This window comes from Kitasatospora sp. NPDC056531, from assembly GCF_042794375.1.
Classification (GTDB): Bacteria; Actinomycetota; Actinomycetes; order Streptomycetales; family Streptomycetaceae; genus Kitasatospora.
This window is the reverse complement of sequence record NZ_JBHTTU010000009.1, coordinates 169,687-181,070: the sequence shown is the minus strand read 5'-3', so window position 1 is coordinate 181,070 and position 11,384 is coordinate 169,687. Positions and strand designations below refer to the sequence as shown.

Sequence of the window (11,384 nt, the reverse complement as noted above, 5' to 3'; positions counted from 1 at the left end):
GAAAAAACCAACCCCCCCCCCCCCCCCCCCCCCCCCCCCCCACCCAACCACCCCCCAAACCACCACCCCCCCCCCCCCCCCCCAGGTCCCCCCCCCCCCCCCGCCCCCCGTTCCCCCCGGTTTCCCCCGTTCCCCCGTTCCCCCGTGGGGGTTCGACCCGACGCCCCCGCCGCCGGGTCAGTCCGTCGCGATGGCCGCGAGGACGTTCATGCGTCCGGCCCGGAAGGCCGGGACGAGTGCGGCGACCAGGCCGATCACCACCGAGGAGACCAGCGTCACCGCGATCGTGGTGGTCGGGACGGAGAGCGTCCCGAGCCCCTGGTCCCGCAGCACCCGCTGGGCGGTGATGCCCCAGGCCAGGCCCAGCCCGGTGCCGAGGACGGCGCCGAACACCGCGATCACCACGGACTCCAGCCGGATCATCCGGCGCAGCTGGCGGCGGGAGAGCCCGATCGCCCGCAGCAGGCCGATCTCGCGGGTCCGCTCGACCACCGACAGCGCCAGGGTGTTGACCACGCCGAGCACGGCGACGGTGATCGACAGGCCGACCAGTCCGTAGATCAGGTAGAGCAGGGTGTTGACCTGGGACTGCACCAGCTCCTTGTAGCCGGCCTGGTCCTTGACGGTCAGCTGCGGGTACTGCTTGAGCGCGTCCTCCAGGGCGGTGAGCGTCTTGGCGACGTCGGTGCCGGCGGAGGCCTTGGCGAAGAAGGTCCAGACCGGCGGCTGCTCGGCGGCCGGGACGACCCCGGTCACGGTGTCGAGGCCGACGAAGGTGCCGTCGCCCAGCAGCCCGCCCTTCTGGAAGACCACGCCCACCGGCAGGGTCTGGGTGCGGCCCTTGCCGTAGTCGACGGTCAGATGGTCGCCGACCTTCAGGTTGTGGTCCTTGGCGAAGGTCTCGCCGATCCCCAGCGAGCCGTGCCCGACCGAGTCCACCGCGCCGGCGGTGACCGTGGGGTGGAAGTCGGTACCGAAGAAGCTGGTCGGCACGGCGGTCAGGTCCGTCTTGGCGCTCTGCCCGTCGGGCAGTTGGACCTTCGTGCGCTTGAACTCCTCCTGGGTGGTGACGTGGTCGATGCCCGGGGTGTGGCGCACCGCGTCCATCATGTCCGTGGTGACCGGGGTGCGACCGCCCGCGATGATGTAGTCCACACCCACCGACTTGTCGATCTGGGCGCTGGCCGAGGTGACGGCCGAGGAGCTGAAGACCGAGGAGCCGATCACCAGCGCCAGACCGATCATCAGCGCGGCGGCGGTGGCGCCGGTGCGGCGCGGGTTGCGCATCGCGTTGCGCTGGGCGAGCTTGCCGGATGGGCCGAACAGGGCCGGGAGCAGGGCGCCGAGCACCTTGATGACGACGGTGGCCAGCAGCGGGCCGAGCACCACGAAGCCGATCAGGGTGAGCAGCAGGCCCAGGCCCAGGTACTGGCCGCCGGTGGCCGCCTTGTCCGCCGAGCCGGCGAGCACCAGCAGACCGGCGCCGCCCGCGGTGAGCAGCAGGCCGAGGATCGTCCGGACGACGTTGGAGCGGGCCTCGGCCGGGGTGCCGTGGTCGCGCAGGGCGGCCATCGGGGCGATCCGGCTGGCCCGGCGGGCCGGGATCCAGGCCGCGATGACGGTGATCAGGATGCCCACCGCGTAGCCGGCCACGAAGACGTCGGGACCGATCTCCAGGTCGCTCGCCCTGAGGTCCATGCCGATCGCGTTCATCAGCTTGATCAGGCCGACCGCGACGCCCAGGCCGACCGCCACCCCGAGGGTCGAGCCGAGCACGCCCAGGATCAGCGCCTCGACCAGCACCGAGCCGTTCACCTGCCGGCGGCTGCCGCCGATGGCGCGCAGCAGGCCGATCTCGCGGGTGCGCTGGGCGACCAGCATCGAGAAGGTGTTGATGATCAGGAAGCCGCCGACGATCAGCGAGATGCCGGCGAAGCCGAGCATCGCGTACTTCATGAAGTCGAGGCCGCTGCCGATCGCCTTGGTGTTCTGGTCCTTCTGCTCGGCCGCGGTCTTGATCTCGTAGCCGCTGCCGACCTTGGCGAGGGCGTCGGCCTTGAGCTGGTCGTTGCTGCGGCTGCCGTCGCCGAAGGCTTCGACGGTGGTGTAGGCCTGCTCGCCGAGCAGCACCTGCTGCGCGGTCTGGGTGTCCAGGAAGGCCAGCGCCGCGCCCGGGTTGGTGGTGGTGAAGGTGGCGATGCCGACGATCGTGTACGGGTGCTGGCCGCCGGCGTTGTCGACCCGGAGCTTGTCGCCGAGGCCGAGCTTGGCCTTCTTGGCGGTGTCCGCGTCCAGCACCAGCTCGCCGGAGTTCTGCGGGACGTGGCCCGAGGTGATCTTCACCGGGTTGCGCGGGGTGTCGGTCCAGTTGCCGACCAGGGTCGGCGCGCCGCTGGTCGGGCCGACCAGCTTGTTGGTGGCCGGGTTGACCAGGATCGCGTTGCCGACCATGACCTGGCCGACGGCGGTCTTCACTCCGGGCACCGCGGCGACCTGCTGGGCGAGCGAGACCGGAACGGTCGGCGTCTTGTCGCTGTCCTGCCGGTCGTCCTCGGCCGGCGTGGGCGGCTGGACCGATATGTCGGAGGCGGTCGCGGCGAACAGCTTGGAGAAGGTGCTGGTGGCGGTGTTGGAGAACACCAGGGTGCCGGACACGAAGGCGACCGACAGCACGACGGCGATGAGCGAGAGCGCCATCCGGCCCTTGTGGGCGAAGAAGCTCCGCAGTGAGGTCTTGAGCAGCATGGTGAGGTCGTCCCGCCGCTCAGCTGGTGCGCTTGCCGTCGAAACGGCGCATGCGTTCGAGGACGGAGTCGGCGGTCGGCGCGTGCATCTCGTCGACGATCACGCCGTCGGCGAGGAAGAGCACGCGGTCCGCGTAGCCGGCGGCGACCGGGTCGTGGGTGACCATGACCATGGTCTGGCCCAGCTCGTCCACCGAGCGGCGCAGGAAGGTCAGCACCTCGGCGCCGGCCCGGGAGTCCAGGTTCCCGGTGGGCTCGTCGCCGAAGATGATCTCGGGGCGGGCGGCCAGTGCCCGGGCCACCGCGACGCGCTGCTGCTGGCCGCCGGAGAGCTGGGTGGGGCGGTGCTTGAGCCGGCCGGCCAGGCCGACGGTCTCCACCACCTGGTCCAGCCAGGCCTGGTCGGGCCTGCGGCCGGCGATGTCCATCGGGAGCGTGATGTTCTCCAGCGCGTTCAGGGTCGGCAGCAGGTTGAACGCCTGGAAGATGAAGCCGATCTTGTCGCGGCGCAGCCTGGTCAGCTGCTTGTCCTTGAGGCCGGTGATCTCCGTGTCGCCGATCCAGATCCGACCGCCGCTGACCGTGTCCAGGCCGGCCAGGCAGTGCATCAGCGTCGACTTGCCGGAGCCGGAGGGGCCCATGATCGCGGTGAAGCGGCCGCGCTGGATGTCCACGTCGACCGCGTCCAGGGCGGTCACCTTGGTCTCGCCCGAGCCGTACGCCTTGGTGACCTGACGGGCCGACGCGGCGACGGCGGACGGTCCACCGGGAAGCTGGGGGTCGTACACGGCTGCTGCCGTCGTCACTGGAGTCTCCTAAGAAGTGGGCCCACCCGTTGGCCCCCACCCTGCCGACGCGGTCGGCTGCGGACCCGATGGAACCGGGCCGCGTTCGGGCGGGTGGGGACGTGGGATCCACGTTAGGAGTCGGTTGCGGGCCGCTCGTCCTCCGTCGGAATGAAGCGGTGCAACCAAGGTTCTACGGGATGCGGCGCCCCCTCCCCCTAGGGGGCGCCGCGGGCCGTCTCGGGGTCGCCCCGTACGGGGTCGCGCCGGCCGCTGCTCAGCCGGTCAGCGCGGGTGCGGCCAGCCGTTCCAGGGCGTCGGCGAAGCCCGCCACGACGGGGGCCAGCAGGGCGTCGGTCTCGCGCTCGACCAGGGTGGTGCCGTCCTCCCTGGCGGTGATGTGGCGGTCGAGCACGAACCAGCCCTGGGTGATGTGGTCGGCGCCCATCGAGCTGAGCACCGGGCGCAGCGCGTAGTCGACCGCGAGGACGTGCGCGGGCGAGCCGCCGGTGGCCAGCGGCAGGACGGCCTTGCCGGCCAGCGCGTACTGCGGGAGCACGTCCAGCAGGGCCTTCAGCAGGCCCGAGTAGGCGGCCTTGTAGACGGGGGTGCCGATGACCACGCCGTCGGCGCGGGCGAACAGCTCGGTGACGGCGACGATCTCGGGGTGGTCGAAGTCGCCCGACAGCAGCGCGTGCGCGGGCAGGCTGCGGGCCTCGAAGGGGATGACGTGGTGGCCGCGGTCGGCGAGGCGGGCGTCGACGAGGCGCAGCAGGCGGGTGGTGCGGGAGGTGGCGGACGGGGAGCCGGAAACGGACAGGACGGTGGCCATGGTTCACCTCTGGCTGGAAGCGGGGCGGCTCTTCGAAACGGCGCCGCAGCGGGCGGGGCGCTGCGGTTCGGTGCTCGGAAGGGGGCGTCTCGACGGGCGCGAGGCGCGGGTGTCAGCCGCGACAGAGCGAACAGGCCACCCCACGCCGCAGGTCGACGTGCCGCCGACGCGTGAGTGCCCAACGCTGATCCATGCGTGAAATGCAAACACGCGGTGTTCGAGGCGGTCAAGAATCGTTTCGGCAGCCGGAACCCGGGTGACGGGACGTTTCGGCGGAACGATCCGGTACGTGCATCAAAACTGCTACAAGAGGCCTGGTGGGGCCCCCGGGGGGAGTCAGGCCGAGCAGGGTCGGGCATCCTCGACGGCATGAACACGTGGCAGGAGGGCCGCCCGGGCGGCGGCGGGAACCCGTACGCAGGCAACGGCGGAGGCGGGGCGGCGGCCGAGCCGCCGCTGCCGTCCTCGCTGAACCCGCGCGGGCCGGCGGCGCCCGCGCCGCGGCAGCCCGAGCCGTCCCGGTACGGCGGCGTCCCGCCGCAGGGCGTGCCCGGTGGCCCGGGCGGTCCCGGCCGGCCCGGCGGCCCGGGTGGTCCCGACGGCCCGGCCGGTGCGCGGCCGGCCGGTGCCCAGGCCAAGCGCTGGCCGCGGCGGCGGATCGTGAAGTGGTCGGTCTTCGGCGTGCTGATCGCCGTCATGGTGACCGCCGTCTCCACCTACTTCTGGGCGGACTCCAAGCTCAACCACGAGAACGTGCTGGCCGACTACCCGGGCCGCCCGGCGGCGGGCAAGGGCACCAACTGGCTGATCGTCGGCTCGGACAGCCGCGAGGGCCTCACCGATGCCCAGATGGAGGACATGCACACCGGCCACGACGTCGAGGGCAAGCGCAGCGACTCGATGATGATCCTGCACATCGGGGACAACGGGAACACCCTGATGAGCATCCCGCGCGACTCCTGGGTGCCGATCCCCGAGTTCAAGACGAGCAGCGGCAAGACCGTCAAGGCCACCACCTCGAAGATCAACTCGGCGTTCGCCAACGGCAACGGCCGGCTCCTGGCGCAGACCGTGGAGATGAACACCGGCATCCGCATCGACCACTACGCCGAGATCGGCTTCACCGGCTTCGTCGGCATCGTGGACTCCATCGGCGGCGTCGAGATGCACATCGACCAGGACGTCAAGGACAAGGACTCCGGCCTCGACCTCAAGGCCGGCGACCAGACCCTGAACGGGAAGCAGGCCCTCGCCTTCGTCCGCCAGCGCCACCAGATGGCCGACCAGGACCTCGGCCGGATGCGCAACCAGCAGAAGTTCCTCGGCGCCCTCGCCCACCAGGCCGCCTCCCCGGGCAATGTGCTCAACCCCTTCACCTTCTACCCGCTGGTCGACTCGGCGCTCGGCACCCTGATCGTCGACGACGACTGCGGGCTGACCGACCTGGGCTCGCTCTTCCTCGCCATGAAGGACGTCAACGGCGGCGGCGGCAAGACCATGACCGTCCCGATCGGCAACGCCGACTTCCACACCAAGACCGGCGAGTCCGCGGTGCAGTGGGACGCCGGCAAGTCCAAGCAGGTCTTCGACGCCTTCAAGAACGACACCGCGGTGCCGGACTTCAAGTGACCGGCGACTCCGGGCGACCTCCCCGCCGCAGTGGGTGAATTCCCCTCGTCACCGCACTCGTCCACCGCCGACGCCACCGCTTCCTGGGCCGCCTGGTCCAGGAGGCGCTCGCGCTCTACGGCATGGAGGTGCCGGCCGCCTGCGAGATCGGGCCCGGACTCACCGTGTTCCACCTCGGCTTCGGCACCGTGCTGCACCCGTACACCACGCTCGGCGCGAACGTGACGCCCTACAACGGCGTGACCGTCGGCCGGGGCGCCCGCCCGCAAGGTGGGCATGCGGGAGGGGACGTGGGCGTCCGGCTCCGCCCCCGCCTGAGGGCACGCCGCCGCCCCGGCGTCAGGCCGACGGACGGGTCGGCAGCCGGTCGAGCACGATCCCGAAGTGCTCCCGGTACGCGGACAGCGCCCCGGCGTCGGTGAGTTGCTCCTCGGTGCGGCCGCCGTCGGGGGCGGTCCGGATCAGTCGGGTGCCGCTGAGGGTGGTCCGGCCGCCGTCCGGGGCCGGCAGCGAGCAGGTGGTCGACCGGGTGAAGTGGGACTGCGGCGAGGTGGTCTGCCACCAGCAGGTCGGCCCGAAGTCGGCCAGCCGGTACGGGCGCGGGTCGAGCCGGTACTGCGGCACGCCGTCCAGTCGCACGTCCAGCTCGCCGTGGTCGCCGTACGGACCGATCACGACCGTGCCGTGCGGGTCGGACTGGGCGCCGCGCTCGTCCAGGCGCAGCGGGAGCAGGCTGAACCGGCCGAACCCCACGTCGACCAGCCAGGGTTCGTCCAGGTCGACCCGCAGCGCCAGGTGGTCGAACGGCGGCCCGGACCGCTCCCCGTCGAAGACCCGGGCGGCCAGCAGGCTCACCCGGTACCCCAGCGTGCGCAGCAACTCGGCGAAAGCGCCGTTGAGTTCGTAGCAGAAGCCGCCGCGCCGCCGGTCCACCAGCTTCGCCACCAGGGCGGCCGGCTCCAGCACCACGGGCTCGCCGAGGTGGATGCTCAGGTTCTCGAACGGGACCGCCCGCAGGTGGGCAAGCTGCAGCAGCGCCAGGCCCTCCGCCGAGGGCGGCCCGGGCTCCGTCACGCCGATCCGCTCCAGGTACGCCGCCCGTACGGTCGGTGCCAGCCCCTCGTACGCCTTCTGGTGATCCACCCGCCCATTCCACCCGGGCGGCGGGCGATCGGCCATCGGTCCTTCGACCTAGGACGTGTCCGGTGGGCGGGAACGCCACCGCCCCGGAGCGGGAGGTCGGCAGGTCCGACTCCCCGCTCCGGGGCGGTGGGTTGTCACCGGTCCCGGAGGACGGTGATCAGGCGATCTCGCCGGACTTGGCGATGGTGATCTTGGCCGAGGTGCGGCCGCTCTGCGAGCCGAGGCCCTCGATCTTCTTCACCAGGTCCATGCCCTCGACGACCTCGCCGAAGACGACGTGCTTGCCGTCCAGCCAGTCGGTGACGATGGTGGTGATGAAGAACTGCGAACCGTTGGTGTTGCGACCGGCGTTGGCCATCGAGAGCAGGCCCGGGCGGTCGTGCTTCAGGTCGAAGTTCTCGTCCGCGAACTTCTCGCCGTAGATGCTCTTGCCGCCGGTGCCGTTGTGGTTGGTGAAGTCACCGCCCTGCAGCATGAAGGCGGGGATCACGCGGTGGAAGCCGGAGCCCTCGTAGCCGAAGCCGTTCTGGCCGGTGGCCAGCTCGCGGAAGTTGCGGGCGGTCTTCGGGACGACGTCGTCGAAGAGCTTGAAGACGATGCGGCCGGCCGGCTCGTCGTTGATGGTGATGTCGAAGAAAACGTTGGAACCCATGCAGGGATCATGGCACGAGCGGCTCGCCGTCGCGCGCCACCCCCGGAGGGCGCGAGGTCGGATCGGCGTGTTATCCGGCGAGCGCCGGGTGGAAGCTAACATCCATGTGCCTCGACGGGCGCTTCGACCGGGATGGCGGGGGGACGGCATGCGGATCGGCGAACTGGCCCGGCGGACGGGCGTGAGCGAGCGCTCGCTGCGGTACTACGAGCAGCAGGGCCTGCTGCTCGCGCAACGCACCCCGGGCGGCCACCGGGAGTACCCGGAGACGGCGGTGGACCGGGTGGTCCACATCCAGGAGCTGTTCGCGGCCGGACTGCACAGCCGCACCATCCACAAGGTCCTGCCCTGCATGCGGGACTCCGACGGCGGCCCGAGCGCGATCGCCACTCCCCTGCTGGTCGATGAGCTGACGGCGGAGCGCGCCCGGATCGACCGGATGATCGGCGACCTGCTGCGCTCGCGGGAGGTGCTGGACGAGGTGATCGCCGGCGCCTCCGGGAAGTCGGCGGCGGCGTAGGGGGCTCGGGCCTTCAGCTTGCGCCGGACCCCCAACTCGCCCTGCACCGCGCCGAGGTGGCCACCCTGGACGCACTGGTGCTGATCCACCCCAACTGGTGGGGCATGCCGCCCGCCGTGCTGACCGGCTGGGTGCAGCGGGTGCTGGCCCCCGGCGTCGCCTACAAGCTCGGCACCGCCGACGGCGAGCCGACCGGACTGCTGCGGGCCGGGCGGGCCCTGGTACCGACTCCCCCGCCGACGAGCGGGCCGAGTGGCTGCGGCAGGCCCGGGAGCAGGCCGCCGTGCTGCTCGACTGAGCCCTCACAGCTCGACCTCCGCCACCTCCTGGCCGCCGCTCAGCTCGCCGGTCGGGCGGAAGCCCAGCCGGGCGTAGAACCCGGCCGGGCCGTCCGGGCCGGGGTGGTAGGTGACGGTGGCGCGGGTGCCGCCGCGGCGGCGGATCTCCGCGCAGACCCGCTCGACGGCGAAGCGGCCGTAGCCGCCGCGCTGCTGCCCGGCGTCGACCAGCAGGCGCCAGAGGCCGGAGCGGGGGCGGTCGTCGGGCCGCTCCGGGTCGAAGCGGACGTCGAAGAAGGCCATCACGAAGCCGACCGGCCGCCCGCCGTCCAGGATCAGCCGGGGCCAGGCCGTCTCCCCGTGCACGTACGCCTCGGCCAGCGACTTCGCCACCGGCGCGACCAGGCCCTCCTGGTCCGGGCGCACCCGCAGGGCGAGGGCGGCGTCGATGTTGTCGGGGGTGAGCGCGGCGAGGCTGAGCGTGGTGGACATGGCGGGCAGCCTAGGCAGTCCGGCTGCCCGCCGTCGCGGAGATTCCCGCGGCGTTACGCCCCGGCCGGGAAGTCGGTGGCGCGGCCGACCGCCGCCCAGGCCTCGGCCTCGCTGCGCGCGCCGTCCAGGTTGCCGAGGATCGCGTCCACGGCGTCGGTGCCGAGCGCGAGCCGCAGCGGGGTCCGCTCGGCGTCCAGCGCGGTCAGGATCGCCTCGGCGGCCTTCACCGGGTCGCCCGCCTGCTTGCCGTCGGAGTCCGGCAGGCCGGTGCGGACCGGGCCGACCACCGGTTCGTAGGCGTCGATCGGGGTGGAGTGGGCGAGCGCGCCGCCGCCCGCGAAGCCGGTCCGGAACGCGCCCGGCTCGACGATCAGCACCTTGATCCCGAAGCCGGCCACCTCCTGGGCCAGCGCCTCGGACAGCCCCTCCAGGGCGAACTTGGTGGCCGAGTAGGCACCGACGCCGGGGAAGGAGAACCGGCCCCCCATGCTGCTCATCTGCACCACGGCGCCCGAGCCCTGGGCCCGCATGTGCGGCAGCACGGCCCGGGTGAGCGCGGCCGGGCCGAAGAAGTGCAGGTCCATGAGGTCCCGCAGCTCGCGGTCGGTGGTCTCCTCGACGGCGCCGATCACGCCGCGCCCGGCGTTGTTCACCAGGACGTCGATCCGGCCGAGCCGGGACACGGCCTCCTCGACGACGGCGGAGATCTGCTCCTGGTCGGTGACGTCCAGCCGGACCGGGACGACCCGGCCGGGGTGGGCGGCCTCCAGCTCGGCCAGCGCCTCGGGGCGCCGGGCGGCGGCGACCACGGTGTCGCCGGCGGCGACGGCGGCCTCGGCGATGGCCTGGCCGAAGCCGGAGTTGGCACCGGTGATCAGCCAGACCTTGCCGGCGGTCTCGTGGGCGGTCATCTGCATTCCTCCGTACTCGGGTGCACTGCAGGAAAGTTGACGATCATTTATACGACACCGCCGCGGCCGGCGTTCAGGCCCGTCCGGGAACGCCGGAGCCCCCGGCCGATCGGAATTCGGCCGGGGGCTCGGAGGACTTCGAGGTCGGGCCCGTTACGGGAGGTTGCGGGCCATCACGATGCGCTGGACCTGGTTGGTGCCCTCGTAGATCTGGGTGATCTTCGCGTCACGCATCATCCGCTCCACCGGGTAGTCCCGGGTGTAGCCGTAACCACCCAGCAGCTGCACCGCGTCCGTGGTCACCTCCATCGCCACGTCCGACGCGAAGCACTTCGCCGCCGCACCGAAGAACGTCAGGTCCGCGTCCCCGCGCTGCGACTTCGCCGCCGCCACGTACGTCATCTGCCGCGCGGCCTCCAGCTTCATCGCCATGTCCGCCAGCATGAACTGCACACCCTGGAACTCCGCGATCGCCTTGCCGAACTGCCTGCGCTCCCGCACGTAGCCCTTCGCGTAGTCCAGCGCGCCCTGCGCGATACCCACCGCCTGCGCCGCGATCGTCACCCGGGTGTGGTCCAGCGTCTTCATCGCCGTCTGGAAACCGGTGCCCTCCGCACCGATCATCCGGTCCGCCGGGATCCGCACGTTGTCGAAGTACACCTCACGCGTCGGCGAACCCTTGATCCCGAGCTTCTTCTCCGGCGCACCGAACGAGACGCCCTCGTCACCCTTCTCCACCACGAACGCCGAGATGCCCTTCGAGCGCATCGACGGGTCCGTCACCGCCATCACCGTGTAGAACTCCGAGACACCCGCGTTGGTGATCCACCGCTTCACCCCGTTGAGGACCCAGAAGTCACCGTCGCGCACCGCCCGGGTCTTCATCCCCGCCGCGTCCGACCCCGCCTCCGGCTCCGACAGGCAGTACGAGAACATCCCCTCGCCACGCGCCAGCGCACCCAGGTACTTCGCCTTCAGCTCCTCCGAACCCGACAGCTGCACCGGCAGCGAACCCAGCTTGTTCACCGCCGGGATCAGCGACGACGAGCCGCACACCCGCGCGACCTCCTCGATCACGATCACCGTCGCCAGCGCGTCCGCCCCCGCACCGCCGTACACCTCCGGCACGTGCACCGCGTGCAGGTCATTGCCCCGCAGCGCGTCCAACGCCTCCTGCGGGAACCGCCCCTGCTCGTCCACCTCCGCCGCGAACGGCGCGATCTTCGCCTCGGCCAGCGCACGCACCGCCTCACGGAGCATCTCGTGCTCCTCGGAGATACGGAAGAGATCGAAGTCAGCCGCGCTGCCCGCCATGATGCCTGCCTCGTGGTCCAGTGACCGAAGTCTGATCGACGTCGAATCCGGGGTTAACTACCGTTCAGTACAAATCCTAGGGCT

10 protein-coding genes and 1 pseudogene are annotated in these 11,384 nt (G+C 71.7%); 3 read left to right on the top strand and 8 right to left on the bottom strand.

Annotation, left to right across the window (positions count from 1 at the left end):
• Positions 1 to 177 precede the first annotated feature (177 nt).
• From ACFQ87_RS12365 to ssuE, 3 genes are all read right to left on the bottom strand, one after another.
• Complete coding sequence (locus ACFQ87_RS12365) at positions 178 to 2,745, bottom strand: ABC transporter permease (RefSeq protein ID WP_380610609.1); 2,568 nt, start codon at positions 2,743 to 2,745, stop codon at positions 178 to 180.
• A gap of 19 nt (positions 2,746 to 2,764) precedes the next feature.
• Positions 2,765 to 3,550: an ABC transporter ATP-binding protein gene (locus ACFQ87_RS12360; protein WP_270146623.1), complete on the bottom strand. Its 786-nt coding sequence runs from the start codon at positions 3,548 to 3,550 to the stop codon at positions 2,765 to 2,767.
• Positions 3,551 to 3,806: 256 nt separating this feature from the next.
• Positions 3,807 to 4,361 carry an NADPH-dependent FMN reductase gene (ssuE, locus tag ACFQ87_RS12355; protein WP_380610608.1) on the bottom strand — a complete coding sequence of 185 codons (555 nt, stop codon included), beginning with the start codon at positions 4,359 to 4,361 and terminating at the stop codon, positions 3,807 to 3,809.
• A gap of 369 nt (positions 4,362 to 4,730) precedes the next feature.
• Here ssuE and ACFQ87_RS12350 point away from each other — a divergent pair, with 369 nt between their 5' ends.
• On the top strand, positions 4,731 to 5,990 hold the full coding sequence (locus tag ACFQ87_RS12350; RefSeq protein WP_380610607.1) for an LCP family protein: 1,260 nt from the start codon (positions 4,731 to 4,733) through the stop codon (positions 5,988 to 5,990).
• Positions 5,991 to 6,329: 339 nt separating this feature from the next.
• Here the strand turns inward: ACFQ87_RS12350 and ACFQ87_RS12345 are convergent, their stop codons facing one another.
• Together ACFQ87_RS12345 and ACFQ87_RS12340 are read right to left on the bottom strand one after the other, a co-directional pair.
• The gene (locus ACFQ87_RS12345) at positions 6,330 to 7,133 is read right to left on the bottom strand and encodes an arylamine N-acetyltransferase (RefSeq protein ID WP_380610606.1); all 804 of its coding nucleotides are present in this window, start codon (positions 7,131 to 7,133) and stop codon (positions 6,330 to 6,332) included.
• Positions 7,134 to 7,290: 157 nt separating this feature from the next.
• A complete protein-coding gene (locus ACFQ87_RS12340) occupies positions 7,291 to 7,785 on the bottom strand; it encodes a peptidylprolyl isomerase (protein WP_380610605.1) in 495 nt (164 codons plus the stop codon).
• A gap of 148 nt (positions 7,786 to 7,933) precedes the next feature.
• Here ACFQ87_RS12340 and ACFQ87_RS12335 point away from each other — a divergent pair, with 148 nt between their 5' ends.
• Together ACFQ87_RS12335 and ACFQ87_RS12330 are read left to right on the top strand one after the other, a co-directional pair.
• On the top strand, positions 7,934 to 8,305 hold the full coding sequence (locus tag ACFQ87_RS12335; protein WP_380610604.1) for a MerR family transcriptional regulator: 372 nt from the start codon (positions 7,934 to 7,936) through the stop codon (positions 8,303 to 8,305).
• A 56-nt stretch (positions 8,306 to 8,361) separates the two neighbouring features.
• Positions 8,362 to 8,508: pseudogene (locus ACFQ87_RS12330) on the top strand (NAD(P)H-dependent oxidoreductase); the annotation flags it as partial.
• Positions 8,509 to 8,607: 99 nt separating this feature from the next.
• Here the strand turns inward: ACFQ87_RS12330 and ACFQ87_RS12325 are convergent.
• The 3 genes from ACFQ87_RS12325 to ACFQ87_RS12315 form a co-directional block, all read right to left on the bottom strand.
• Positions 8,608 to 9,075, bottom strand: coding sequence for a GNAT family N-acetyltransferase (locus ACFQ87_RS12325; protein ID WP_380610603.1), 468 nt, complete (start codon positions 9,073 to 9,075; stop codon positions 8,608 to 8,610).
• A 53-nt stretch (positions 9,076 to 9,128) separates the two neighbouring features.
• Entirely contained in the window at positions 9,129 to 9,986 is an 858-nt protein-coding gene (locus ACFQ87_RS12320; protein ID WP_380610602.1) for an oxidoreductase, read from the bottom strand.
• Between the two features lie 153 nt (positions 9,987 to 10,139).
• Complete coding sequence (locus tag ACFQ87_RS12315) at positions 10,140 to 11,300, bottom strand: acyl-CoA dehydrogenase family protein (protein ID WP_380610601.1); 1,161 nt, start codon at positions 11,298 to 11,300, stop codon at positions 10,140 to 10,142.
• Positions 11,301 to 11,384 lie beyond the last annotated feature (84 nt).

Coding starts and splice junctions, on each gene's coding strand:
- ACFQ87_RS12340 (WP_380610605.1), bottom strand. CDS start 7,785: ATGGGTTCCAACGTTTTCTTCGACATCACCATCAACGACGAGCCGGCC.
- ACFQ87_RS12335 (WP_380610604.1), top strand. CDS start 7,934: ATGCGGATCGGCGAACTGGCCCGGCGGACGGGCGTGAGCGAGCGCTCG.
- ACFQ87_RS12350 (WP_380610607.1), top strand. CDS start 4,731: ATGAACACGTGGCAGGAGGGCCGCCCGGGCGGCGGCGGGAACCCGTAC.
- ACFQ87_RS12325 (WP_380610603.1), bottom strand. CDS start 9,075: ATGTCCACCACGCTCAGCCTCGCCGCGCTCACCCCCGACAACATCGAC.
- ACFQ87_RS12320 (WP_380610602.1), bottom strand. CDS start 9,986: ATGACCGCCCACGAGACCGCCGGCAAGGTCTGGCTGATCACCGGTGCC.
- ACFQ87_RS12315 (WP_380610601.1), bottom strand. CDS start 11,300: ATGGCGGGCAGCGCGGCTGACTTCGATCTCTTCCGTATCTCCGAGGAG.
- ACFQ87_RS12365 (WP_380610609.1), bottom strand. CDS start 2,745: ATGCTGCTCAAGACCTCACTGCGGAGCTTCTTCGCCCACAAGGGCCGG.
- ssuE (WP_380610608.1), bottom strand. CDS start 4,361: ATGGCCACCGTCCTGTCCGTTTCCGGCTCCCCGTCCGCCACCTCCCGC.